This window comes from Burkholderia mayonis (genome assembly GCF_001523745.2).
Classification (GTDB): domain Bacteria; phylum Pseudomonadota; class Gammaproteobacteria; order Burkholderiales; family Burkholderiaceae; genus Burkholderia; species Burkholderia mayonis.
In genome coordinates this window covers 1,228,960-1,253,360 of the sequence record NZ_CP013387.1, presented here as the reverse complement: position 1 = coordinate 1,253,360, position 24,401 = coordinate 1,228,960, and the positions used below count along the sequence as shown (strand labels likewise).

The window sequence follows — 24,401 nt, the reverse complement described above, 5'->3', positions numbered from 1 at the left end:
TCGATTGTCCGTTTGTCGATACGCAAGAGTACAGTTTCTTGACGCAACGCACCAGAAGTGCGAACTGTACTCTTTTTCTTTCCGACGAGGTGTGCTCCCGGCCCACGCCGCCGAGCGCGTACGCTTCGTTCCGTCGCCGTCCCCAACCGGCGCTCAGACTCTTCAAGACATGAAAACCAAGGAACCCGACGCGCGCATCGAACCGTACGCCCATCCGGCGGGCGGCTGGGGCGCACTCAAGTACGTCGCGATCAACCTGTTCAAGGAAAAGGTATCGGGCGGCAACTACCGCGCGCTGCTGCGCCAGAACCAGCCGGACGGCTTCGACTGCCCCGGCTGCGCGTGGCCCGATCGCCAGCACGCGTCGACGTTCGAATTCTGCGAGAACGGCGTGAAAGCCGTCGCCGCCGAGGCGACCGCGAAGCGCGTGACGCCCGCGTTCTTCGCCGAGCACACGGTCGCGTCGCTCCTCGAACAGTCCGATTACGAACTCGAGCAGCACGGCCGCCTCACCGATCCGATGGTCTACGACGCCGCCAGCGACCGCTACGTGCCGATCGCATGGGACGCCGCGTTCGAGCTGATCGCGAAACGCCTGCGCGCGCTCGGCGATCCGAACCGCGCGGCGTTCTACACGTCGGGCCGCGCGAGCAACGAGGCCGCGTTCCTGTACCAGCTGCTCGTGCGCTACTACGGCACGAACAACTTCCCCGACTGCTCGAACATGTGCCACGAGGCGACGAGTCGCGGGCTGCCGGCCACGGTCGGCGTCGGCAAGGGCACCGTCACGCTCGACGATTTCGAGGCGGCCGACACGCTGCTGATCTTCGGCCAGAATCCGGCGACGAACCACCCGCGGATGATGGGCGAGCTGCGTGAATGCGCGAAGCGCGGCGCGACGATCGTGTCGATCAATCCGCTGAAGGAGCGCGGGCTCGAACGCTTCGCGAGCCCGCAGCACCCCGCCGAGATGCTGACGATGTCGAGCACGCCGATCGCGTCGATGTTCGTGCAGCCGGCCGTCGGCGGCGATTTCGCGCTGATCAAGGGCGTCGCGAAGCGCGTGGTCGAGCTCGACGACGCGGCGCGCGAGCGCGGCGACGCACGTGTGCTCGACGTCGACTTCATCGCCGGGCATACGGCCGGCTTCGACGCGTTCGCGTCCGATCTGCGCGCGGAAAGCTGGGCCGCGCTGACCGCGGAAAGCGGCGTGCCGCACGAGCAGATCGACGCGCTCGCGCAAATCTACGTGCGCGGCGAGCGCGTGATCGCGACGTGGGGAATGGGCATCACGCAGCACAAGCATTCGGTCGCGACCGTGCACATGCTGTCGAACCTGATGCTGATGCGCGGCAACATCGGCCGTCCGGGCGCGGGCCTTTGTCCCGTGCGCGGGCACTCGAACGTGCAGGGCAACCGCACGGTCGGCATCGAGGAGAAGCCGTCCGATGCGTTCCTCGACCGGCTCGGCCAGGCGTTCGGCTTCGCGCCGCCGCGCGGCCACGGCTACGACGTCGTCGAGACGATCGAAGCGATGCTCGACGGCCGCATCGGTGTGTTCGTCGGCCTCGGCGGCAACTTCGCGATGGCGACGCCCGACACGCCGCGCACGTGGCAGGGCCTGCGCAATTGCGGCCTGACCGTCCACATCACGACGAAGCTGAACCGCAGCCACCTCGTGCACGGCCGCGAAGCGCTGATCCTGCCGACGCTCGGCCGCACCGAGATCGATCTGCAGAACGGCGTCGCGCAGGGCGTGACGGTCGAGGATTCGATGTGCATGGTTCACGTGTCGTACGGGATGAACAAGCCGGCGTCGCCGCATCTGCTGTCGGAGACCGCGATCGTCGCGCGGCTCGGGCATGCGCTCTTCGGCAGCGGCGAAATCGACTGGCTCGGCTACATGAACGACTATGCGAAGATCCGCGATGCGATCGAGACGAGCATCGAAGGCTTCGACGATTACAACGCGCGGATCGCGCAGCCGGGCGGCTTCCACATGCGGATCGCGTCGCGCGAGCGCGAATGGCTCACGCCGACCGGCAAGGCGAACTTCATCGTTCACGCGCTGCCCGTCGACTCGCCGATCCAGCGCGCCCGCGCGCGCTACGGCGAGCGGCTGATGACGCTGATGACGACGCGCTCGCACGATCAGTACAACACGACGATCTACGCGCTCGACGACCGCTATCGCGGCGTGTTCGGCCAGCGGCGCGTCGTGTTCGCAAACGCGGCCGACCTCGCGATGCTCGGCCTCGAAGCGGGCGAGCGCGTCGCTCTCGAAACGGTGTGGGACGACGGGATCGAGCGGCGCGTCGACGGGTTCCTGCTCGTCGCGTACGACATTCCGCGCGGCTGCCTCGGCGCGTACTACCCGGAGACGAATCCGCTCGTGCCGCTCGACAGCGTCGGCGACGTCTGCAACACGCCGACGTCGAAGTCGATTCCGGTGCTGATGCATCGATCCGCTGCCGATGCGCAGCAAGCGGCATGACACGGTGAGCGCATGATCGTCAGACCGCGCGAGCACTGGTTCCGAATGCTGTTCGTCTGGGACGGTTCGGTGCTCCAATCGATTCTGCCGCAGCTCGCGCTGATGAGCGCCGTGAGCGTCGTCGCGCTGCTGACGGACGGCCGCATTCTCGGCGAGAAGGTGCCGCTCAACCCGACGCCGTTCACGCTCGCGGGCCTCGCGCTCGCGATCTTCGCCGCGTTCCGCAACAACGCGAGCTACGACCGCTACTGGGAGGCGCGCAAGCTGTGGGGCGGCGCGCTGACGGCGGCGCGCGCGCTGACGTCGCAAGCGCTCAGCTACGACGCAACAGCCGACGGCGCCGCGTTCGCGCGCGCGACGGCGGGCTTCGTGTACGCGCTCAAGCACCAGTTGCGCGGCGCCGATCCGGCGGACGACCTGCGCCGCTGCCTGCCCGCCGACTGGCTCGCGCCCGTCGCGGCCGCGCAATATCGGCCGGTCGCGATCCTGCACGCGCTGCGCGGCCGGCTCGCCGAGCGGCATCGTTGCGGCGCGCTCACCGACACGCAGCTGTGGATGCTCGACGCGCAACTCAACGAGCTCGGCGCGAAACTCGCGGGCTGCGAGCGAATCGCGTCCACGCCGATCCCGTTTCCGTATCACGTGCTGCTGCACCGGACCGTCTACGCGTACTGCGTGATGCTGCCGTTCGGGCTCGTCGATTCGATCGGCATCGCGACGCCGTTCGTCTCGGTATTCGTGTCGTACACGCTGATCGCGCTCGACGCGATCGCAGGCGAGATCGCCGATCCGTTCGGCGACGGGCCGAACCATCTCGCACTCGATGCGCTGACACGACAGATCGAGCGCTCGCTGCTCGAATTGGCCGGCGTGCCGCTGCCGGATGAGGTGCCCGCCGGGCCGAGCCATCGGCTGTCGTGACGGCGGCGGTGCGGCGACCGATGTCTCTGCGCGCCGCGCGCCGGCTATCGCATGCACCGCTCGGCGTCCGTCACGCGTTCGATCAATCGAACGCCGCCCAGATCAGATAGACGTTCAACGCGACGATCGCCGCCGCCGCCGCGCTCGCCGCGAAGACCATCGGCAGGCGCAGCGCAAAATCGCCGAGCACCGCGCGCCGGCTCGACAACCGCAGCAGCGCGACCATCGGCAGCGGCAGCACGAGGCTCAGCACGACCTGGCTCAGCACCATCGCGCGCGTGACGTCGCAGCCGAGCGCGACGATCGCGAACGCGGGCGCGATCGTCACGAGCCGCCGCACCCAGATCGGCACGCGGCGGCGCAGGAAGCCCTGCATCACGACCTGCCCGGCGAGCGTGCCGACGACCGAGCTCGACACGCCCGACGCGAGCAGCGCGACGAGAAAGAGCGCGCCCGCCGCCGGTCCGAGCAGCGGAATCAGCGTGTGATACGCGTCGCCGATGTCGGCCATTCCCGGCATCGTCTCGTGGAACGCCGACGACGCCATCATCACCATCGCGATGTTCACGAAGCCGGCGACGCCGAGCGCGACCGTCACCTCGCGGTTCGAGAAGCGCAGCAGCAGCCGGCGCTCGCGGTCGTTGCGCGGCGTCGTGCGTTGCTGCGTGAGGCCCGAGTGCAGATAGAGCGTGTGCGGCATGATCGTCGCGCCGATGATGCCGACCGCGAGCGTGAGCGCCGCGCGGTCGCGCAAGTGCGGCACGACGAGATGGTAGGCGGCCGCATGCCAGTCCTGCGGCGCGATCAGCAGTTCGCCGAGATAGCTCGCGCCGATCACGCCGACCAACGCCGCGATCGCCGCTTCGAGCGGCCGGAAGCCGCGCTTTTCGAGCGTGAGGATCGCGCAGGTCAGCACGGCCGTCGCGCCCATCCCGACGATGAGCGGCAAATGAAACAGCAGCCCGAACGCGAGCGCGCCGCCCAGGAATTCGGCGAGGTCGGTCGCCATCGCGGCGATCTCCGACGCCGCCCACATCCCCCAGACGACGGGCCGCGGAAAATGCTCGCGGCACAGCTCGGCGAGGTTGCGGCCCGTCACGATGCCGAGCTTCGCCGACATCGCCTGGAACACCATCGCGATCACGTTCGCGGCCAGCACGACCCACAGCAGCGCGTAGCCGTACGCGGCGCCCGCCTGGATATTGGTCGCAAAGTTGCCGGGGTCCATGTAGCCGATCGACGCGATCACGGCCGGCCCGACGAACGGCAGCGCGGCCGCGACGCCCTTGCGGCGCCCTTCGAGCGCGTCGCGCGCCGCGCGGACGGTGCGCGACGTCGCCTCGCCGGCCAGCGCGAAATCGCCGGCGGATTTGCTTATCGTGGTGGAGGAAAGCATGGTGTGTGTCCGTTCGAGTTCTGAATGGTTCGGAGTGTTTCTGAATGCGCGGCGCGGCAAGCCGGAACGCCCGCCGGCCGCGCGGCCGGGCGGCGGCCGCCGCCGTGACCGTTTCGGCCGCTCGCCCGCCGCGCGATTACGCCGGCACCACGTCCGGCCGGTTGCGCGGAAAGCGCGCGATCACGTCGGGCGCGACGTTCAGGTGCGCTTCGACGAGCTTCGGCGGCGTGTGCGCGAGCCAGTCGGACAACGACACCTCCGCGTAGCGGTCGGCCTTGAAGATCTCGAGGAACACGAGATCGGTATTGCCCGTGTTCTGCACGTAGTGGCCGAGGCTCTTCTTCACGTAGCCGACGTCGCCCGCGCGGAAATCCGCCGTCTGCGCCTTCGGGCCGGTGTCGAACACCGTCATCCTCGCCTGGCCCCGGATGTAGTACTGCCATTCGTCCGCGTTCGGGTGCCAGTGCAGCTCGCGCATGCCGCCCGGCTTCACCGTGACGAGCGCGGCCGCGATGGTCTTCGACACGTCGAAACTCGTGCTGTCGACGATCCGCACTTCGCCGCCGCGCGTCTTCACGGTCGGCTTCATGTCGCCCATCGAGAAGATGAACGGATGCTTCGGCGCGCCGCGCGACGACGCTGACGCCCGCTGCGCATCCGCGAGCGCCCCCGGATCGTCGCCCTGGAAAATCCACAGGTTGTCGAGCGGAATGTTCCTGAACGCGTCGGCGGGCACGCCGAAGTTCAGCGCGAGCACGTCGGGCGGCGTGTGGGCGATCCAGTCCGTCACCAGCAGCGTGTTGAATTCGGACGCGCGGCCGTTGTCGAACGCGAGCAGGAATTCGGCGCCGTCGACGCCGAGCCCCTGCAGCGAATGCGGCAGCCCCGGCGGGAAATACCATAGATCGCCCGCCTTCACGTCCTGCACGGACGGCCGCCCTTCTTCATCGAGCACGGTGATCCGGCAGCGGCCGTCGAGCATGAATGCCCATTCGGCCTGCTGGTGCCAATGCATCTCGCGAATGCCGCCACGCGTCAAGCGCATGTTGACGCCGGCAATCGTTTCGGAAATCGCGAAATCGTCCTGGGTGACTTCGCGCGCCCAGCCGCCGTCCTGAATTCGCTTGTGCGCATTATTGAACGATGCCCAGAAAATCGGCATCCCGTTAATATCGGTCGCCGGCGGATTCTGAAAAGACGGGAATTCGTTCATCAACGCCTGGTTTTTCGGACCCGGGTCGGTCAGGCTCTGCGGATTGCGCGCATTCACCGCGCCTTCGGGCGGACTATCCGGATTGCCGAACGATGCGGCCTTCGCGGAAACGGCGATGCCGGCGGCGGCGAGCGCGCCGGCCGTATTGGCGAGCATCTTGCGTCGGGACAGGTTTGTCATGTTTGCCTCTTCTATCGTTTCTCAAAAAAATGGCTTTCGCGAAATATCAATTCTATTTTCGATAAATCGATCATCCCGCCACGCAAGTTAAATACAAATAATCAAAAAAATTAAATGACTTGTTAATATGAATCGATGAATTAATCTGATTTACTTTAAGTTTGTAATATTCGCGTGCCGGCGCGGCGCGTTTTGCGGCAGCGCGGCGCGGCGGCGCGCCGCGCCGGTCGAGGTTTCTGAAACGCGCCCGGCAATGAGAGAATCGGGCTCGACACCCTTTCCGACGGAGCCTCGATGAAGCACTTGCTGTCCAAGCTCGCGGCGAGCGCCGCGCTCGTCGCGCTGGCGGCCGCGTTCCCCGTGCACGCCGCCACCCCGCCCGGCATCTTCGTGATCGCGACGCAGCTCGGCGAATTCACGACGCTCGATCCGAGCGAGATCTACGAACTCGTCCCGTCCGAATACGTCGCGAACGCCTATGAGCGGCTCGTGCGCGTCGATCTGCGTGATCCGTCGAAGTTCGAAGGCCGGATCGCGCAATCGTGGAGCGTCGGCGCCGACGGCGCGACCTACACGTTCAAGCTGCGCCCCGGCCTCAAGTTCCATTCGGGCAATCCGGTGACGGCCGACGACGTCGCGTGGTCATTGCAGCGCACGGTGCTGCTCGACAAGGGACCGGCCGGCGTGCTCGCGGACCTGGGCCTCACGAAGGACAACGTCGCGCGGAAAGTGAAGAAGATCGACGACATGACCGTATCGATCGAAACCGACCGCAAGTACGCGCCGAGCTTCGTGCTGAACGTGCTGAGCGCCGATCCGGCGTCGATCGTCGACAAGAAGCTGCTGCTGTCGCACGAGAAGAACGGCGACTTCGGCAACGGCTGGCTGAAGAACGCCGACGCGGGCTCGGGCCCGTACCGGCTCGTCAAGTGGACGCCGAACGAGAGCCTCGTGCTGCAACGCTTCGACGGCTACCGCACGCCGTATCCGATGAAGCGCATCGTGCTGCGGCACGTGCCCGAAGCGTCCGCGCAGCGCCTCTTGCTCGAGAACGGCGATGTCGACGCCGCCCGCAACCTGAGCCCCGACAGCCTCGATGCGCTGTCGAAGGCGGGCAAGATCAAGGTCGCGTCGTGGCCCGTGTCCGCGCTGCTGTACCTGAGCCTGAACACGAAGAATCCGAATCTCGCGAAGCCCGAGGTGCAAGAAGCGATGAAGTGGCTCGTCGACTACGACGGCATCCAGCGCAACATCGTCAGGACGACGTACAAGGTCCATCAGACCTTCCTGCCGGACGGCTTCCTCGGCGCGCTGAACGCGAATCCGTACAGGCAGAACGTCGAGAAGGCGAAGGCGCTCCTCGCGAAAGCCGGGCTGCCGAACGGCTTCTCGGTGTCGATGGACATGCCGAACGACTATCCGTACATCGAGATCGCGCAGGCGCTGCAGGCGAACTTCGCGCAAGGCGGGATCAAGGTGAAGCTGATTCCGGGCGACGCGAAGCAGGCGATCGGCAAGTACCGCGCACGCCAGCACGATATCTTCATCGGCGAATGGTCGCCCGACTACATGGATCCGAACAGCAACGCGCGCGGCTTCGCATGGAATCCTGACAATTCGGACAACGCGAAGCACAAGCTGCTCGCGTGGCGCAACGGCTGGGATGTGCCGCGGCTCACCGCGCAGACCGACGCGGCGCTCGCCGAGCCGTCGACCGCGAAGCGCGCGCAGCAGTATCAGGCGCTGCAAAAAGCGGTGCTCGCGAATTCGCCGTTCGTGATCATGTTCGAGAAGGTCGTGCAGGTCGCCACGCGGCCGGGCGTGACAGGCCCGGAGATCGGGCCGATCAACGATCTCGTGTCGTACCAGACGCTGAAGAAGTGACGACGCCGGCGTCCGCTCGAGCTCGGGCTTGCGCTCAGGTTTGCGCGATCACCGCGCCGCGATTCGTCGCGGCGCAGTGATCGTCGGCCGGCTCGTCATTCGCAGTCTCTTCCGAAATCGCGGCCGGCGGATATCGGCGTATGCATCGGCCGCAGCGATCTTACGCCGCCCGTGCGCACCGACACCCGCCCGTCACGACAGCCATTGCGTTTTGAACATCAGCGTGATCCGCATCGTCGGGCAGGCGCGCGACACGCCGCGCGCAACGTGATAGACGAAGCCCGGAAAAATCAGCAGCCGGTTCGGCTTCGGATACACCGCGGACAGGATGTCGCTGCGGTCCTTGTTGAAGAGTATCGTCTCGCCGCCCCAATCGGGATCCCAGCGCTCGTGCGGGTAATACACCGCCGTGCACGCGCCCGTCGCGAGCGAATCCGTATGCACCGATCCGTCGACGCCGTAAGGAAGGCCGTTCGCGTAGCAGCTCTGCAGTTCGTGCTGCTTCAGATGGGTCTGCGCCAGTCGCTGCCAGCATGCATGCAACGGTGGCGCGGCACGCGCCAGTTCGTCGCCCGCGCCCGGCCCGACGCGGGATCGAGCAGGGTCTGTCGCGCCCGCGAAATGCCGATTCCAGAACGGCTGCGTCCCTGCGCCGTTGTGCGAGCGCCAGCCGTGGCTCCATTGGCCCGTCGACAGGAATCGGTAGATTTCCGCGTGCTCGCGCGGCGGCAGCAGATCGTCGATGATCGTGATGTCCTGCCAGGCGCCGGACGCGCCCGGGCGGGATGAAATATCCATCGTTGTCCCCGTGAATGTCGATGACGGCTCGATGCGCCACCCGCGTTGCCGCAACGGCCACGTGCGCGACGCGCGGGGCGCGGCCGTTGTCCGGTCCGCGCCCCGCGCGCCCGTCAGAACTTCCAGTGCAGACTGCCTTGCACCGCATGATCCGACTGACGGCTCGCTAGCGATCCCGAGTAACCGACACTCAGCCGCCCGTTCCTGCCGAGCTCGAGCCCGGCGCTCAGGTTCAGCACCGCCGCATCCTTCGCCACCGGCACGCTCGACACCGAAAACACGCTGCTCCCCGTCGCGAACGCGAGCGAGCCGACGGGCTGCCCGCCCGTCAGCGCGTGCTGCCAGCCCGCGCTGCCTTGCAGCGTCAGTTGCAGCCGGGACGTGAGGCCCAGCCGCGTCTCGCCGCGCACGCCGAGCGTCGAGAACGTCACGTCATGATTGCCTTCCTGCACGCGCAGCGCCGCCGCGCCGCCGGTTTCGGGCGTCCCGTGGTTCTTCAGATGCACGTACGCGATGCGGCCGAACGGCTCGACCGTCGTGGCGCCGCCGAGTGCGAACTGATAGCCGGTCTCGCCGAAGACCTGCGTCGTTTCCGCGTTCAGCGTGGTCGTCTCGCTTTCGGCGGCCGCACCGTATTGCACCGCGCGGTCGACTCCGCCGCGATGCCATGCATGCACGGCGCCGACGCGCACGCCGAGCGCGCCGGGCTGCCAGCCCGCATACGCGCCGAGGTGGAAGCTGTCGAACGATGCGGACGACGGCTGATCCTTCAAGTGCACGCCGGTGTGACTGTAGCCGGCGAAGCCGCCCGCCCGGAGGCCGTCGCGCGCGGCGGCGTCCGCGCCGGCGAGAAAGCCGCCCGTCGAGCTCGTGTAGCCGTCGACGTCGCCGCTTCCGCTCGCGCTGCCCCACGAGCCGAGCAGCCGCGCCCACGCGCCGGGCCGGCCCGGCGCGCCGCGCACCGTCCACAAGCGGTCGAGCACCGCGTCGCGCACCTGCCGGCTCTCGTTGATGAGCGCCGCATAGGCCGCCGGGTAGATCTCGCCCGTCAGTTGCGCGAGCATCGCCTGCGGCGCCTGCGCCGAAGCCGCGAACAGCACGCTGTTATAGACCGCGCTGCCCGGATTCACCGTTTCCAGCGCATCGGCGACGCTACGCTCGTTGTCGGTGCGCGCAACGCTCGCGAATGGCGTCGCATTGCGATCGATCGTCAGGCTCACGTTCGTCGGGCCGTAGGCCAGCACCGGATTGACGAACAGATAGCCGCCCGGCGTATCGAACCTGCCTTCGACGCCGCCCGCCGCGTTCAGGATCTCGAAGCGCCGGCCCAGCACCGAGCGCGACTGGTCGGGCGTGAGCGGAGGCGGCGCGTTCTCGAGCGCGAGCGTCACCGCGCCGCCGTCGATCCGCGCCTGGCCGCCGGCGTCGATCCGGTCGCTCGCGCCGCTCGGCGACACCTCGACCGCATAGGTCGAACCCTGCGCGAAGCGCACGTCGCCCGACACCGTCAGCGCGCCGACCGAATGCCCGGGCGCGACAGTGCCGTTGGCCGCCGCGGTGAGCGTGCGCACCGTGCCGTTGCCGTTCACGACGCCGCCGTTGCCGACCGACACGCCGCCGCTCACGCCGTCGAGCGACGCCCGGCCACCGTCGACCGTCACATCGGCGGTCCGGCCCGTGATCGCAGCGACGCCGAGCGCGCCGACCACGACATTGCCGCTCGTTCCGCCGAGCGACGCAAAACCGCTCGCCACCCGCACATCCGCCGTCGTGCCGGTGACGGCCGCCGCGCCCTGCCGGTCGACCGACAGGTTCGCGCTCGTTCCCGCGATCGTCGCGACGCCGCCGTTGACGGCGATGTCGGCCGCGCGGCCGTTCACCGTGAGCCGCCCCGCCGGATTGACCACTGCGCCCGCCGCGATCGAGCCGTCGATCCTCAGCTCGCCGCCGTCGACCGTCGTCAGCCCGCGATAGGTGTTCGCGCCGGCAAGCGTCAGCGTGCCGCCGCCCGACTTCACGAGGCTGCCCTGATACTCGCGCGCCTGATAGGCCGCCTCGCGCGCGGCGCCGACCGCATAGTCGATCCTGTCGCCGTCGCTCGCGCCGGCGGGCAGTCCGCGCTCCCAGCCTTTCGTCTTCAGCGTGTCGAGCCACGCCCGATGCTCGGCGTCGTCCTCCAGCTTGCGCGCGGCGAGCGCGACATCGGAAATATCGTTCGACCACACGTCCGCGACGCCCGACGGCAGCGCCGCGTCGAATTTGCCGAGCAACTGGCCCGGACCGTTCATCGCCTTTCTCAGATCGACGAGCCCCCAGCCGCCGAACGGGTTCGGCACGTTCGACGCGCCCGGCTTCGCCGGATGCACGGTCGAGAACAGCCCGTTGTTGGTGTAGTCCGGCCGGCTCGGGTCCGGCTCCATGTTCTGCGCCGTCGTAAACATCACGGACAGCGCCTGCTCGCTCGACATGTACGGGAACCGCTCCATGATCAGCGCGAGCGCGGCCGACGCGTGCGGCGCGGCCGCCGACGTCCCGTTGAAGTTCGCATAGGTCGGGCCCGTCGGCGCCGACGCGCTGCCGGAGTACGACGTGGACGGCACGCCGGTCGGCGCCATCACGCACCACCACTTCGCGATCCCGCACTTGTTGTAGACCTGGCCGCTCAACTGATCGTAGCCCGTCGTCGTCATCCAGTGCCCTTCGAGCTCCGGATGGAAGTACGCATACGAGCCGCGCAGGCTGGCGTTGTCGTAGCCGGTGTTGCCCGCGCTGAAGTTGTTGATCACGCCGTCGCGCGACACCTTGGCGGCCGCGTCGAGCCATGTGCCCTGGCCGGTGCGGATGCGCACCGCCTCGTGCAGCTTGTACGCGTCGGCGACGTTCTTCGGCGTGCTGTAGTTTTCGTCGACCGGCTGCGAGCCCCAGCTATTGCTGATGATGCGCACGCCCTTCGCGGCGAGCGCGTCGTAGACCTCGGCGAAATACTTCGCATCCGACGCGGGAAACATCGGATCGGACACGCCGAACCGGAAGCCGTCCGTCGCGTTCGTGTTGCCGACGAACACCTTCGCGTCCGGCGCGACGCCGTGCATGCCGGCACCGTCGCGCGCCCCGCCGACGACGCCGCTCACGAGCGTGCCGTGACTGTTGTTGCTCGCGTTCAGCACGCCCGATACGCCCGCCGCCGTCACCGGAATGAATCGGCTGTCGGGCAGTTCCGGATGCTGCGCGTAGTAGCCGGAGTCCAGCACGCCGATCGAGACGTTCGCGCCGGTATAGCCGGCCGCATACGCATACTCGGCGTGCATCGCGCCGAGCCCCCATGCGTTCGTGAATTCCGGCGTGCGCCAGCTCGCCGGGTCGCCTCGCCGGCCCGGGTCCTGGTATGGCGCGACGGGCGCGGTCTGCGCCCATCCGGGGCGGGTCGCGACCGCGGCTGCGGCCGCGACGACCACCGGAACCAGCAGCTTCGGCCCTGCGCGCTTCATCGTTCTCGGATATTCACGCCGGGCCATTGAGATTCCCCTCGTTTTCCGATTTATTCGTTCTTTCAACATGGATCATTGATTTTTCTCCTTTTATTATTGGCAGATCAATCGCCCTGCGTCGCTCGCTTCGCATGTCCGTCTCCCGGCGATCGGCCTCGTCGCCGTGGCAGCGCAGTTCCGGCTTGGCGCACGCCCACGGCCAATGGTGCGCGTCGCCGAACCGGCATCGCCCGCTCGCTTGTTTTGTTTGGAACAAGCGATTAAACAGGCGGTGATTTTCATTTCAATGTAATGTCCTGTAATGCGATCGAAATGAGACACGAACAAAAACATCCGCGCAATACTTCAGCCGCGATTCAATGCACAAAAGATTCATGTCGTCGATAATTAAACACTATGAATATAGTAATTTGATAGTTATTTTGATGTGGTATGCCGTATTTTGGCTTTGTTAGATGGATGACAACTTCATCATTCTCGACAGTGCATTAACGCACGCATCCATGCCTCCCGCCTTCGCCCAGACCGTCGAAGCCCGCTTTGCCGAACTGACGCCCACGGCGAAGCGCATCGCGAGCTACATGCTCGCGAACCTCGACCGGCTCGGCCTCGAAACCGCCGACCAGATCGCGCGGCAGGCCGGCACGAGCGGCATCTCGGTCGGGCGCTTCCTGCGCAGCGTCGGCTACCGCAATCTCGACGACCTGAAGCGCGAGTTGCGCGGCGCGACCGAGCGGCCGTGGCTGATCACCGATCGCCTCGACGAATACCGCCGCGTGACGAGCGCATGCGCGCCGGCAAGCGACGAGGCCGCGCCGGACGACGCACCCGGTCCGCTCGACGACGCGCTCGCGCGCGAGCTCGACGCGATTCGCCACGCGTACCGGCTCGCGAGCACGCCGGCGTTCGCGCAAGTGGCGGACCGCGTCGCGCGGGCGGACGCGGTGTTCATCCTCGGCATCCAGTCGACGCGCGGGATCAGCAACGCGTTCCACAGCTACCTCGAATATCTGCGGCCGCGCGTGTTCTATTCGGACGGGATGTCGGGTTCGTATGTCGATTCGCTGAACGCCGAATTCGCCGATCCGTACTGCATCGTCACCGACACGCGCGCGTACTCGCGAATCGCGCGCCGCTATTGCGACGCAGCCGTCGCGCGCGGCGTGCGCTTCGCGCTCGTCACCGACGTCTACTGCCCGTGGGCGCGCGAGCTGCCGTGCGACCTGCTGCAGGTGAAGACCGACGTCGGCCAGTTCTGGGATTCGCTCGCGCCGCTCACGTGCCTGTTCAACCTGCTGATCAGCGCGGTCGTCGACCGGCTCGGCGATGCGATCGACACGCGCGTCGCGCGCAACCGCGAGCTGCAGCGCGAGCTCGATCAATTCGAACCGTGACACCGCATCCGATGACGCATCCGCACCTCGTCGAAATCACGCCTCGCACGCACGACGTCGACATCGACATCGACATCGTCTACGCGACCAACCGCAACTTCACCGGCCGGCCGATCTACGCTCGCGCGCACTGCCTGCTGCTCGCGCCCGCGGAAGCGGCGCTGCGCCGCGCGACGGCGATCGCCGCGCAGATCGGCGTGCGCCTGCGCATCTACGACGCTTACCGGCCGCCGCAGGCGCAGCAAGTACTGCGGTCGTTCCTGCCGGACCGGAACTTCGTCGCCGACCTCGGCCTCGGCTCGAATCACAGCCGCGGCACCGCGCTCGACCTGACGCTCGTCGACGCGCACGGCGACGCGCTCGACATGGGCACGGGTTTCGACGAGATGGTGACGGCGTCGCGCCATTTTCACGACGGCCCGCCCGAGTCCGTGCAGCGCAACCGGCTGCTGCTGCTCGGCGTGATGCACGCAGCGGGCTTCACGCACATTCCTGAAGAGTGGTGGCATTACGAACTGCCCGGCTCGCGCGCATTCCCACCGATCGACAACGCAGCGAGCGGATCGTGGCGGCTGATGTGACGCCAGCACGCGCCGCACGCGACAGGCTCGCCGCGCCTGCCCCGCAACCGGGCCGAAGCCCGAGCCACGGCCTTCACGCCGAATCCCAGCCCCAAGGAGCGCGTATGAAACTCCCGATGCCCAAGCTCGTCTCGGCGCTTGCCGCCGCTTCCGTGTTCGGGGCCGCCCCGGCCCTCGATGCCCACGCGGCGACGCCGAAAGACATGTTCGTAATGGCCACGCTGCTCGACGAATTCATCTCGCTCGATCCGGGCGAAATCTACGAGCTGGTGCCCGAAGAATACGTCGCGAACACCTATGACCGGCTCGTGCGAGTCGATCTCGCCGATCCATCGAAGTTCAACGGCGACGTCGCGCAGTCGTGGACCGTGAGCCCAGACGGCCTCACGTTCACGTTCAAGCTGCGCGCGGGCCTCAAGTTCCATTCGGGCAACCCGCTCACGGCCGACGACGTCGCGTGGTCGATCCAGCGCGCCGTGCTGCTCGACAAGGGGCCGGCCGCAGTGCTCGCGGGCATCGGCCTCACGAAGGCGAACGCGCTCGCGAACGTGAAGAAGATCGACGACCTGACGGTCTCGGTGACGACCGACCGCAAGTACGCGCCGACCTTCGCGCTGAACGTGCTCGGCTCGTGGCCGGCGTCGGTCGTCGACAAGCAGCTGCTGCTGTCGCACCAGCAGGGCAACGACTTCGGCAACGGCTGGCTGAAGACCCGCGAGGCGGGCTCGGGCGCGTACCGGCTCGTCAAGTGGACGGCGGGCGAGAGCATCGTGCTGCAACGCTTCGAAGGCTACCGGCTGCCGCTCGCGATGAAGCGGATCGTGCTGCGGCACGTGCCGGAGGCGGCGAGCCAGCGCCTGCTGCTCGAGAGCGGCGACGTCGACGCGGCGCGCGACCTCAGCCCCGACGATCTCGCAGCCGTCGCGAAGCACGGCGAGGCGAAGGTCGCGCCGTCGCCGCAGGCGACGCTGCTGTACCTCGGCCTCGACACGAAGAATCCGACGCTCGCGAAGCCCGAAGTCCAGGAGGCGCTGAAATGGCTCGTCGACTACAGCGGGATTCAGAGCCACGTCGTGAAGGCGACCTACAAGGTCCATCAGACGTTCATGCCGGAAGGCTTCCTCGGCACGCTGAACGCGAACCCGTACAAGCTCGACGTCGCGAAGGCGAAGGCGCTCCTCGCGAAGGCCGGCGTGCCGAACGGCTTCACCGTGACGATGGACGTGCGCAACGACTATCCGTACACCGAAATCGCACAGGCTGTGCAGGCGAACTTCGCGCAGGCGGGCGTCAAGGTGCAGCTGATTCCGGGCGACAACAAGCAGACGCTCGCGAAATATCGCGCGCGCCAGCACGACATCTACATCGGCGAATGGTCTGCGGATTACATCGATCCGCACAGCAACGCGCAAGGATTCGCATGGAACCCGGATAATTCCGATCGGTCCAGCTACAAGATGCTCGCGTGGCGCAACGCCTGGAACATTCCGCAGCTGACCGCGCAAACCGACGCGGCGCTCGCGGAACCGTCGGCGGCAAAGCGCGCGCAACTGTATCAGGCGATGCAGAAGGACGTGCTCGCGAAATCGCCGTTCGTGATCCTGTTCGAGAAAGTCGCGCAGGTCGCGACGCGGCCCGGCGTGAGCGGCCTCGAAGTCGGCCCGATCAACGACCTCGTGTCGTATCGCAATGTGAAGAAGCAGTGACGCAGCAACCGGATAAGCAACATGTCGACACCCGCCACCTCCCTCGAAGCGCTCCGCACGCTGCCCGCGCGGCGGCCCGGCGTGCGCTGGGCGCTGCGCATCCTGCGCTGGGCGCTCACGCTCGCCGTGACGTTCGCCGGGCTCCTCGCGCTCACGTTCGTTATCGGCCGCAAGGTGCCGATCGACCCGGTGCTCGCCGTGCTCGGCGACCGCGCGTCGGCCGAAGCCTATGCGGCCGAGCGCATTGCGCTCGGGCTCGACAAGCCGCTCGCGACGCAATTCGTGATCTATGCGCGCGACGTGCTGCACGGCAATCTCGGCATGTCGCTGCTGACGTCGAACCCGGTGCTCGACGACATCCTGCGTGTGTTCCCCGCGACGCTCGAGCTCGCGACGCTCGCGACGCTGCTCGGCATCGGGCTCGGCGTGCCGCTCGGCGTCGCCGCGGCCGTCAGGCACAACCGGCCGATCGATCACGTCGCGCGCTTCGTCGGCCTGATCGGCAACTCGGTGCCGGTGTTCTGGCTCGGACTGATGGGACTCCTGCTGTTTTATGCGCGGCTGCACTGGGTCGCCGGACCGGGACGGCTCGATCCCGTCTATGACGGGATGGTCGACACGCGCACGGGAAGCCTGCTGATCGATTCGGCGCTCGCCGGCGAATGGGACGTGTTCCGCAACGCGTTCGCGCATATCGCGCTGCCCGCCGCGATCCTCGGCTACTACTCGGTCGCGTACCTGAGCCGGATGACACGCTCGTTCATGCTCGACCAGCTCAGCCAGGAGTACATCGTCACCGCGCGCGCGAAGGGGCTCGCCGAGCGCCGCGTGATCTGGCGGCACGCGTTCGGCAACATCGCGGTGCCGCTCCTGACCGTGATCGCGCTCACGTACAGCAACCTGCTCGAAGGCTCCGTGCTGACCGAGATCGTGTTCGCGTGGCCCGGCATCGGCTCGTATCTGACGGGCGCGCTCCTGAACGCCGACATGAACGCGGTGCTCGGCTGCACGCTCGTGATCGGGATCATGTTCATCACGATCAATCTGCTGACGGATGCGCTCTATCGCGTGTTCGATCCGCGCGCCCGCTGACGCGATGCGCACCCCGCTCGCCCGACCGATTTCGCCATGAACGCTTCATCCGACCGCTCCACCTCGAACCCCGCCGCGCCGACGCTGCGCGCGTGGCTGCTCTCCGACGCGCCCGCATCGCGCCGGCAGGCGACGCTCGGCCTCGCGTACCGCCGCTGGCGGCGCTTCGCCGGCAATCCGCTGAACCTGCTCGGGCTCGCGATCCTCGCCGCGCTCGTCGCGGTCGCAATCGTCGCGCCGCTCGTCATGCCGCACGATCCGCTGCGCCAGGTGCTCGCCGACCGGCTGCTGCCGCCCGGCTCGCCGTCGCACTGGCTCGGCACCGACCAGCTCGGCCGCGACATCCTCTCGCGTCTGATCGCCGGCTCGCGCCTTACGCTCGGCATCGCGATCCTCGTCGTCGCGATCGTCGTGCCGATCGGGCTCGCGATCGGCACGACGGCCGGCTATTGCGGCGGCCTCGTCGACAGCGCGCTGATGCGGATCACCGACATCGCGCTCGCGTTCCCGAAGATCGTGCTCGCGCTCGCGTTCGCGGCGGCGCTCGGGCCGGGCGTCGTCAATGCGGTGGTTGCGATCTCGATCACCGCTTGGCCCGCGTATGCGCGGCTCGCGCGCGCGGAGACGCTGCGCATCGCGAACGCGGACTTCATCCATGCGGCGCGGCTGCAAGGCGCATCCGACCTGCGGATCGTGCTGCGCTACGTGGTGCCGCTGTGCCTGTCGTCGGTGATCGTGCGCGCGACGCTCGACATGGCGGGCATCGTCCTGACCGTCGCGGGGCTCGGCTTTCTCGGGCTCGGCGCGCAGCCGCCGAGCCCCGAATGGGGCTTCATGGTCGCGTCGGGCCGCAACGTGCTGCTCGATGCGTGGTGGGTCGCGACGCTGCCGGGCGCGGCGATTCTCGTCGTCAGCATCGCGTTCAACCTGCTCGGCGACGGTCTGCGCGACGTCTTCGATCCGCGTCATGGAGCCTGACATGGCTGCTTCCGCCATTTCCCCGGACACGCCGCCGCTCTGCGAGATCGAAGGACTGCAGATCGGCTTTCGCACGCACGACGGCACGCTCGTCGAAGCGGTGCGCGACCTGTCGCTCACGCTCGCGCCGGGCGAGCGGCTCGGCATCGTCGGCGAATCCGGCTCCGGCAAATCGCTGACCGGTCGCGCGCTGCTCGGCCTGCTGCCCGCCGCCGCGCAATGGCGCGCGCGGGCGCTGCGCTTCGACGGCCGCGACCTGCTCACGCTCTCCGCGCGCGAGCGGCGCAAGCTGTGCGGCAGTGCGATGGGCATGATTCTTCAGGACCCGAAGTATTCGCTGAACCCGGTGATGACGGTCGGCAAGCAGATGGCCGAGGCATTCCGGCTGCGCGAGCCCGGCCTGCGCGGCCGCGCGCTGCGCGAGCGGATCGTCGATGCGCTCGCCGCGGTCGAGATCCGCGATCCGGCGCGCGTCGCCGATGCCTATCCGCACGAGCTGTCGGGCGGGATGGGCCAGCGCGTGATGATCGCGATGATGGTGTCGACAGGCCCGCGCCTCCTGGTCGCCGACGAGCCGACGTCCGCGCTCGACGTCGCGGTGTCGATGCAGGTGCTCGCGGTGCTCGACGACATGATCGCGCGCCATCGCACGGGCCTCGTGCTCATCAGCCACGACCTGCCGCTCGTGATGTCGTTCTGCGATCGCGTCGCCGTGATGTACGCGGGGCGCGTCGTCGAAACATGCGCGGCGCGAGATCTCGTCCACGCGACGCATCCCTATACGCGCGGCCTGCTCGCCGCGACGCCGCCGCTTTCGAATCCGCCCGACGCCCTGCCGGTGCTCGAGCGCGATCCGGCGTGGTTGACGGAGACCGCACGATGAGACGCGCACCGATGATCGAAGTCCGCGACGTCTCGATCCGCTTTCCGACCCGCACCGGCCACGTCGACGCGGTGCGCGGCGCGAATCTCTCCGTCGGCGCGGGCGAGGCGTTCGGGCTCGTCGGCGAGTCCGGCTCCGGCAAATCGACGCTGCTGCGCGCGCTCACGGGCCTCGTGCCGCTCGCGGGCGGCACGCTGTCGATCGACGCGCGCCCGATCGAAGGCAAACTCGATCGCACGTTCCGCCGCGACGTGCAAATGGTGTTTCAGGATCCCTATGCGTCGCTGCATCCGCGCTTCACCGTCGACGAGACGCTGCGCGAACCGCTCGCGATCCATCGACTGCCGGACGCGGACGAGCGGATTGCGCGCGCGCTCGCCGAGGTGGGGCTCGGCCCCGCGTTCCGTTTTCGGTATCCGCATCAGCTATCGGGCGGGCAGCGGCAGCGCATCGCGATCGCGCGCGCGCTGATCGTCGAACCGCGCGTGCTGCTGCTCGACGAACCGACGTCGGCGCTCGACGTGTCGGTGCAGGCGGAGATCCTGAATCTGCTGAAGCGGCTGCATCGCGAGCGCGGGCTGACGATGATCCTCGTCAGCCACAATCTCGCGGTCGTCGGCTTCCTGTGCAGCCGCGTCGCGGTGATGCGCGACGGCGCGATGGTCGAGCAGCTCGGGATCGAGGACGTGCGCGCGGCGCGCGTCGGCACCGAGTACACGAGAACGCTGCTGCGCGCGACGGAAGGCTATCGGCGAGCGGGCTGACGCGCGCGCGAGACGCCGAAGCGTGGCGGCGTAACAGCACGCTCGCATGCGTCCGTTCGACGCAGCGCCGCCGTGCGCCTTCGCGTCGCGCTCGTCGGCAACGCCATGCCCCACATCGCCTTGTATTCGCCGCGTGCCGCTTCTATCTTGAAAGCGTCAGCATCTTTCGAAAGGCGCCAACCCGTTCGTTGTTGACGCAACCTTCTAATCCGTTCGCATCAAGTTTTCGCATGCACTGCCGTTTACGCATTTAGCTTCGCAGCGTATCCGCAGCCTGCCGTTCGGAACGTTGCGGGGCGCTCATTCGCGTGGAGTACTCTATGCAACGTCCATCGCTCATTGCGTCCAGCCTGTTGGCCGTGTCGATGTTTGCGCTTTCCTCCTCGGCTCACGCCCAGCAGACCGGCATCATCCGCTTCACCGGCATGATCGTCGAGCCGCCGTGCTCGTTCTCGGTCGCAAGCGACGCCAGCGCGCGCGCGCAACTGCAGCCCGCCTGCCCTCGTCCTGCGAAAGGCGCCGTCACGTTCGTCGATCCGCAAAGCGGCGCGGCGCTGCGCACGGTCAGGTTCACCGAGCAGTCGCGCACGATTCCGCTGCCGGCGGGCCGGCCCGGCGCCCCGCAGCGCATCGTCGCCGTCGTGTCGTATCTGTAGCGGCGGCCGCGCGGAGCACGTTCGGCGCCCGGCCTCGCCCGGCGAGATCGCGGCCGAACCGGACGAGCCGTCCGGTCAGTCGCGATTCGCTTCGAGCCACCCGCTGAAACGCTGGATCTTCTGCTGTTGCGCGACGCTGTCCGGATAGACGAAGTAATAACGCGCTCCCGTTTTCAGCACGATGTCGAGCGGCGTCGCGAGCCGCCGTGCGGCAAGGTCCTCCTCGCTCAACGTCAGGTCGCCCAGCGCGACGCCGAAGCCTTGCGTCGCGGCGCTCGTCGCGAGATCGAGCGTGTCGAAGCTCGGCCCGCGATCCGGGTCGACACCGGCTGCGCCCGCATACTCGAGCCAGCGCCGCCAGTCGCGGTGATCGCGCGTCGGATGCAGCCGCGTGTGGCGCGCGAGGTCGTCTACGCGCGCGATCGGCCTGTCCTTCAGCAAGTCCGGCGAACACACGGGCGTGAGGCGCTCGTCGAAGAGCGGCACGGCCTTCATGTCCGTGCCAGGCGACGTCCCGTAGACGATCGCCGCATCGAACGGCTCGCTCTGGAAATCGATGTCGTGCCGCCAGGTGGTCGTCATCTGCACGTGCAGGTCCGGATGCTCGCGCTGGAACCGCATGATCCGCGGCAACACCCAGCGCATCATGCAGGTCGGCACCTTCAGCGCGAGATCGGTGCGTTGGCGCGTGAGCTTCCGTGAAATGTCCTCGATCCGCGCGAAGCTCTCGACGACGACGGGCAGCAGTTGCTCGCCCTCCGCCGTCAGCGTGAGGCCGCGCGCGTGGCGCATGAAGAGCGGAAAGCCGTAATGCGCTTCGAGCGATTGAATCTGACGGCTGATCGCGCCTTGCGTCACGCACAGCGCATCGGCGGCGCGCGTGAAGTTGCGATGACGCGCGACCGTCGCGAAAATCTGCAGGGCGTTCAAGGGTGGAAGGCGGCGCATGGCGGTCGACGGCGAAGCGGAGGCAACACGGGGACGCGCAGGCGATGCGGCGGACGATGCCTGCGGGCAAGCCGTCACGATAAGCGAAATGCGGGCGCTGTGCGAGCGTTCGGAACACGAAGCGTTTGACGAGCCAGGACAAGGCGGGACGGAACGCACGCGACGCGCGGCGTGAATCGCCGCTGCCGCGTGGCTCGTGCGAGCGATGCGGGCCTCGCCGTCACGTGACGTTATGACAGACGATTCCCGGCGTCGGCGACATGATGCGGATCGTGCGAGAAGGGAAAGCGGCGCGGCCTGCATACCGCGATGGATGTTCGAATCGCCGTCGCCGGCGGCGGGCAGGAAACTCGGCGGTACGAAGCGGCTCGCGCTGTGCACGAACGCGGCACTGCCCGATCACCGAGGCGAACGTTCGAATCCCCGTCGCCAAACGGGAGGATGCTGCCCGCGCCCGTTCGTGGCGCACGCTGCGCGCCTCAGGGCGGCCCGCCTCGCAACGAACACGACCAAGCGGATCGATCGACATCGCGTGCATGCCGGCGACCGCCGAAGCCGATCACGCGTCGGACGATCGCCTCACCGAAACGACGATGCCCGACGCATCGGCATGGCGCGCACGGCATCGCTCGCACGACGCGTTGAGCCGCCGCCAGCCACCCGCGCGCCGGACACCCCCGAACGGCGTACCGTCAGCCGAACGTCCGCGCGGCGATCCGCGCCGCCGACGCGAGCACGTCGTTGCGCGCCTGCGCATTCTTGTCGCGCATCGTCGTATAGATGACGATCACGATCGGCGCGCGGTTCGGCGGATACGCGACGCCGATGTCGTTCCCCGTCCCGTAATCGCCCGTGCCCGTCTTGTCGGCGACACGCCAGTCGGCCGGCACGCCCGCGCGGATCCGCGCGCCGCCCGTCGTGTTGCCGAGCATCCACGTATCGAGTTGCGCACGTTGCGCAACGCCGAGCGCATCGCCGACGAGCAGCCGCCGCACGCTCGCGGCCATCGCGGCAGGCGTCGTCGTGTCGCGCTCGTCGCCGGGAATCGCGGTATTGAGCTCGGTCTCCCGGCGGTCGAGGCGGAACATCGTGTCGCCGATCGAACGCGCATACGCGGTGACGGCCTGCGGACCGCCGAGCAGCGCGATCAGCAGGTTCGCTGCCGTGTTGTCGCTGTACTGGAGCGTCGCCGCGCAAAGTTCGGCGACGGTCATCCCTTCGCCGACGTGCTTCTCGGTGATCGGCGAATAGCTGACGAGGTCGCGCTTCTCATACGGAATCCGGCGCCGCAGCAACGTGGCGTCGCCCGCGCTGCGCGCGAGGATCGCGGCCGACAGCATCGTCTTGAACGTGCTGCAGAACGGAAAGCGCTCGTCGGCGCGATGCGCGATGCACGCGCCTGTCGCCGTGTCGAGCGCGACGAAGCCGAGTCGGCCGTCGAACGACGACTCGAGTTCGCCCAATTGCCGCTCGGCGGCGGCGACGCCGTTCGGGTTGCCGCGCAGCGGCGCACATGCGCCGATCAGCGGCGCGGAAACGGCAGCAGCAAGCAGTGAACGGCGCAACGGAGAATGGTTCATAAGCGGATAGCGAGAGGGTGAACGGACGCGAACCGGGCGGCGCGGCACTCGCGCACCCGGAATCGCGGCCCACGAGCGTATCAGTTCTCGCTGCACGAAACCGTGCGGATTTGTGGCCGCTCGCGCGCACGACGCCGCGCCCGGGCGATGCGTCAAATTCGCCGCGCATCGCCCGCCTCTCGTTCGCACGCCGCCAGCGTGCGCGATCGATCGCTATCCCTGCTGCCGGCCCGGCAGATACTGCATGGGATTGACCGGCTTGCCGTCTCGCCGTACTTCGAACAACATCCCCGCGCGCGTGCTGTCGCCGGCACCCATCTCGGCGATCTGTTCGCCCTGCTGAACGATGTCGCCCGTCTTCACGAGCACCTTGCGATTGTGCGCATACGCGGTCAGGAAATCCACGTTGTGCTGGACGAGGATCAGCGTGCCGTAGCCGTTCAGGCCCGTGCCCGCATACATCACGCGGCCCGACGCCGCCGCGCGCACCGCATCGCCCGCGCGTCCGACGATCCGGATGCCGCGGTTGCGGCCGGGCTGGAACGTTTCGGCAATCGCGCCCTTCGCCGGCCACGCGAGCGCGATCGACTGCGCATGCCGCTTCGTTTCCTGCACGACGCGGCGGTTCGCCGCGCGATCGGCGGCACTTTCGGGCGTCGAAGCCGACTGCGACGCATCAGCAACCGACGACGACGGATTCGTGCCGCCGGCCGGCGCCGCGCTCGCCCCGCTTGCCGAACCGTTCGTACGGGCCGCGGCGGCGGCAATGCCGGGCGCACGTGCGAAATTGGGGCCGCTCGCCGCCTGCGAGGCGGCTGCATTTTCCGCGCTGGGCGGCGCGATCCGCAGCACCTGCCCGATGGCGATTCGGGTCCGGCGGCCCATGTGATTCCAGGCCTGCAGGTCGCGCACCGTGCAGCCGTTCGCGTCGGCGATCGCCGACAGCGTGTCGCCGCGCTTCACGAGGTAGCGCGTCGCGAAGCGCGCCGGCGCGACGGACTTGTCCTGATGCTGCGCCGCATCGCTGGCCGGCGGCGCGGCGGCCGCCTGCGCGGCGCTCGCCGACGAAGCGGCAGCCGCCGCATCGGCGAGCGTATCGGTAGGCGTGACAGGCGACGTGGTTGCGCAACCCGCGACGACGAGCGCGGCCGCCATGCCGGACAGCCACGCGACACTGCGGTCGATCTCGCTCTTGCTCATGCTCGAGACAACTCCGGTCATTGAATTTTTTGAGCATCTCAAAAATCGCCGCGAGCGCGTGTAACCGGATGCAAGAATGATGACAAAATCGCAGCAAGAATTGTGGAAACTGAAATTGCACCGCTGCAATTCCGCTTGAAACGAAATAATTCGCTGATGCGACGCTGATAAGCACGACTTCGATGCACAGCGCAAAACACGCGTTCGCCCCGTCAAAAATGCCGAACCGAGCCTATTTCGGACGA

The 24,401-nt window shown here is 67.8% G+C and carries 18 protein-coding genes; 11 read left to right on the top strand and 7 right to left on the bottom strand.

Features of this window, described 5'->3' with window-relative positions:
* Positions 1-169: 169 nt before the first annotated feature.
* Both WS70_RS24195 and WS70_RS24190 read left to right on the top strand, forming a co-directional pair.
* Positions 170-2,494: an FdhF/YdeP family oxidoreductase gene (locus WS70_RS24195; protein ID WP_059597689.1), complete on the top strand. Its 2,325-nt coding sequence runs from the start codon at positions 170-172 to the stop codon at positions 2,492-2,494.
* A gap of 12 nt (positions 2,495-2,506) precedes the next feature.
* On the top strand, positions 2,507-3,415 hold the full coding sequence (locus tag WS70_RS24190) for a bestrophin family protein (protein ID WP_059473986.1): 909 nt from the start codon (positions 2,507-2,509) through the stop codon (positions 3,413-3,415).
* Positions 3,416-3,497: 82 nt separating this feature from the next.
* Here the strand turns inward: WS70_RS24190 and WS70_RS24185 are convergent, their stop codons facing one another.
* Both WS70_RS24185 and WS70_RS24180 read right to left on the bottom strand, forming a co-directional pair.
* Complete coding sequence (locus WS70_RS24185; protein ID WP_059473985.1) at positions 3,498-4,811, bottom strand: Nramp family divalent metal transporter; 1,314 nt, start codon at positions 4,809-4,811, stop codon at positions 3,498-3,500.
* A 136-nt stretch (positions 4,812-4,947) separates the two neighbouring features.
* Positions 4,948-6,204, bottom strand: coding sequence for an oxalate decarboxylase family bicupin (locus WS70_RS24180; RefSeq protein WP_059473984.1), 1,257 nt, complete (start codon positions 6,202-6,204; stop codon positions 4,948-4,950).
* A gap of 294 nt (positions 6,205-6,498) precedes the next feature.
* On the opposite strand from WS70_RS24180, the gene WS70_RS24175 reads away from it, so the two are divergent.
* On the top strand, positions 6,499-8,088 hold the full coding sequence (locus WS70_RS24175) for an ABC transporter substrate-binding protein (RefSeq protein ID WP_059597690.1): 1,590 nt from the start codon (positions 6,499-6,501) through the stop codon (positions 8,086-8,088).
* A 192-nt stretch (positions 8,089-8,280) separates the two neighbouring features.
* On the opposite strand, the gene WS70_RS24170 is transcribed toward WS70_RS24175, so the two are convergent.
* A complete protein-coding gene (locus WS70_RS24170) occupies positions 8,281-8,886 on the bottom strand; it encodes a 2OG-Fe(II) oxygenase (protein ID WP_059473982.1) in 606 nt (201 codons plus the stop codon).
* Positions 8,887-8,999: 113 nt separating this feature from the next.
* Complete coding sequence (locus WS70_RS24165; RefSeq protein WP_082722325.1) at positions 9,000-12,401, bottom strand: autotransporter domain-containing protein; 3,402 nt, start codon at positions 12,399-12,401, stop codon at positions 9,000-9,002.
* A gap of 476 nt (positions 12,402-12,877) precedes the next feature.
* Between WS70_RS24165 and sapR the strand changes: the two genes are divergently transcribed.
* The 8 genes from sapR to WS70_RS24125 all read left to right on the top strand — a co-directional run bounded on the left by sapR (position 12,878) and on the right by WS70_RS24125 (position 20,428).
* Positions 12,878-13,768: a sap1 transcriptional regulator SapR gene (gene sapR, locus WS70_RS24160; RefSeq protein WP_059597703.1), complete on the top strand. Its 891-nt coding sequence runs from the start codon at positions 12,878-12,880 to the stop codon at positions 13,766-13,768.
* An 11-nt stretch (positions 13,769-13,779) separates the two neighbouring features.
* Entirely contained in the window at positions 13,780-14,349 is a 570-nt protein-coding gene (ddpX, locus tag WS70_RS24155; RefSeq protein WP_059597691.1) for a D-alanyl-D-alanine dipeptidase, read from the top strand.
* A gap of 104 nt (positions 14,350-14,453) precedes the next feature.
* Complete coding sequence (locus tag WS70_RS24150; protein WP_059597692.1) at positions 14,454-16,055, top strand: ABC transporter substrate-binding protein; 1,602 nt, start codon at positions 14,454-14,456, stop codon at positions 16,053-16,055.
* A gap of 21 nt (positions 16,056-16,076) precedes the next feature.
* The gene (locus WS70_RS24145) at positions 16,077-17,147 is read left to right on the top strand and encodes an ABC transporter permease (RefSeq protein WP_059473979.1); all 1,071 of its coding nucleotides are present in this window, start codon (positions 16,077-16,079) and stop codon (positions 17,145-17,147) included.
* Between the two features lie 36 nt (positions 17,148-17,183).
* Positions 17,184-18,125, top strand: coding sequence for a nickel transporter permease (nikC, locus tag WS70_RS24140; RefSeq protein WP_059473978.1), 942 nt, complete (start codon positions 17,184-17,186; stop codon positions 18,123-18,125).
* 1 nt (position 18,126) lies between these two features.
* Positions 18,127-19,008 carry an ABC transporter ATP-binding protein gene (locus WS70_RS24135; RefSeq protein ID WP_059597693.1) on the top strand — a complete coding sequence of 294 codons (882 nt, stop codon included), beginning with the start codon at positions 18,127-18,129 and terminating at the stop codon, positions 19,006-19,008.
* The gene (locus tag WS70_RS24130) at positions 19,005-19,772 is read left to right on the top strand and encodes an ABC transporter ATP-binding protein (RefSeq protein WP_082722326.1); all 768 of its coding nucleotides are present in this window, start codon (positions 19,005-19,007) and stop codon (positions 19,770-19,772) included. Before WS70_RS24135 ends, WS70_RS24130 begins: the two co-directional genes overlap by 4 nt.
* A gap of 320 nt (positions 19,773-20,092) precedes the next feature.
* A complete protein-coding gene (locus WS70_RS24125; protein WP_059597694.1) occupies positions 20,093-20,428 on the top strand; it encodes a type 1 fimbrial protein in 336 nt (111 codons plus the stop codon).
* A 75-nt stretch (positions 20,429-20,503) separates the two neighbouring features.
* Here WS70_RS24125 and WS70_RS24120 read toward each other — a convergent pair whose 3' ends face one another.
* The 3 genes from WS70_RS24120 to WS70_RS24110 all read right to left on the bottom strand — a co-directional run bounded on the left by WS70_RS24120 (position 20,504) and on the right by WS70_RS24110 (position 24,156).
* A complete protein-coding gene (locus WS70_RS24120) occupies positions 20,504-21,376 on the bottom strand; it encodes a LysR substrate-binding domain-containing protein (RefSeq protein WP_059597695.1) in 873 nt (290 codons plus the stop codon).
* Positions 21,377-22,068: 692 nt separating this feature from the next.
* Complete coding sequence (gene blaPEN-bpc / locus WS70_RS24115; RefSeq protein WP_059597696.1) at positions 22,069-22,956, bottom strand: PEN family class A beta-lactamase, Bpc-type; 888 nt, start codon at positions 22,954-22,956, stop codon at positions 22,069-22,071.
* 213 nt (positions 22,957-23,169) lie between these two features.
* A complete protein-coding gene (locus tag WS70_RS24110) occupies positions 23,170-24,156 on the bottom strand; it encodes a peptidoglycan DD-metalloendopeptidase family protein (RefSeq protein WP_059473972.1) in 987 nt (328 codons plus the stop codon).
* Positions 24,157-24,401: the final 245 nt, after the last annotated feature.

Excerpts from the sequence above, each read along its gene's own strand:
- WS70_RS24195 (WP_059597689.1), top strand. The coding sequence starts at position 170 with ATGAAAACCAAGGAACCCGACGCGCGCATCGAACCGTACGCCCATCCG.
- WS70_RS24190 (WP_059473986.1), top strand. The coding sequence starts at position 2,507 with ATGATCGTCAGACCGCGCGAGCACTGGTTCCGAATGCTGTTCGTCTGG.
- WS70_RS24185 (WP_059473985.1), bottom strand. The coding sequence starts at position 4,811 with ATGCTTTCCTCCACCACGATAAGCAAATCCGCCGGCGATTTCGCGCTG.
- WS70_RS24180 (WP_059473984.1), bottom strand. The coding sequence starts at position 6,204 with ATGACAAACCTGTCCCGACGCAAGATGCTCGCCAATACGGCCGGCGCG.
- WS70_RS24175 (WP_059597690.1), top strand. The coding sequence starts at position 6,499 with ATGAAGCACTTGCTGTCCAAGCTCGCGGCGAGCGCCGCGCTCGTCGCG.
- WS70_RS24170 (WP_059473982.1), bottom strand. The coding sequence starts at position 8,886 with ATGGATATTTCATCCCGCCCGGGCGCGTCCGGCGCCTGGCAGGACATC.
- WS70_RS24165 (WP_082722325.1), bottom strand. The coding sequence starts at position 12,401 with ATGGCCCGGCGTGAATATCCGAGAACGATGAAGCGCGCAGGGCCGAAG.
- sapR (WP_059597703.1), top strand. The coding sequence starts at position 12,878 with ATGCCTCCCGCCTTCGCCCAGACCGTCGAAGCCCGCTTTGCCGAACTG.
- ddpX (WP_059597691.1), top strand. The coding sequence starts at position 13,780 with ATGACGCATCCGCACCTCGTCGAAATCACGCCTCGCACGCACGACGTC.
- WS70_RS24150 (WP_059597692.1), top strand. The coding sequence starts at position 14,454 with ATGAAACTCCCGATGCCCAAGCTCGTCTCGGCGCTTGCCGCCGCTTCC.
- WS70_RS24145 (WP_059473979.1), top strand. The coding sequence starts at position 16,077 with ATGTCGACACCCGCCACCTCCCTCGAAGCGCTCCGCACGCTGCCCGCG.
- nikC (WP_059473978.1), top strand. The coding sequence starts at position 17,184 with ATGAACGCTTCATCCGACCGCTCCACCTCGAACCCCGCCGCGCCGACG.
- WS70_RS24135 (WP_059597693.1), top strand. The coding sequence starts at position 18,127 with ATGGCTGCTTCCGCCATTTCCCCGGACACGCCGCCGCTCTGCGAGATC.
- WS70_RS24130 (WP_082722326.1), top strand. The coding sequence starts at position 19,005 with ATGAGACGCGCACCGATGATCGAAGTCCGCGACGTCTCGATCCGCTTT.
- WS70_RS24125 (WP_059597694.1), top strand. The coding sequence starts at position 20,093 with ATGCAACGTCCATCGCTCATTGCGTCCAGCCTGTTGGCCGTGTCGATG.
- WS70_RS24120 (WP_059597695.1), bottom strand. The coding sequence starts at position 21,376 with ATGCGCCGCCTTCCACCCTTGAACGCCCTGCAGATTTTCGCGACGGTC.
- blaPEN-bpc (WP_059597696.1), bottom strand. The coding sequence starts at position 22,956 with ATGAACCATTCTCCGTTGCGCCGTTCACTGCTTGCTGCTGCCGTTTCC.
- WS70_RS24110 (WP_059473972.1), bottom strand. The coding sequence starts at position 24,156 with ATGAGCAAGAGCGAGATCGACCGCAGTGTCGCGTGGCTGTCCGGCATG.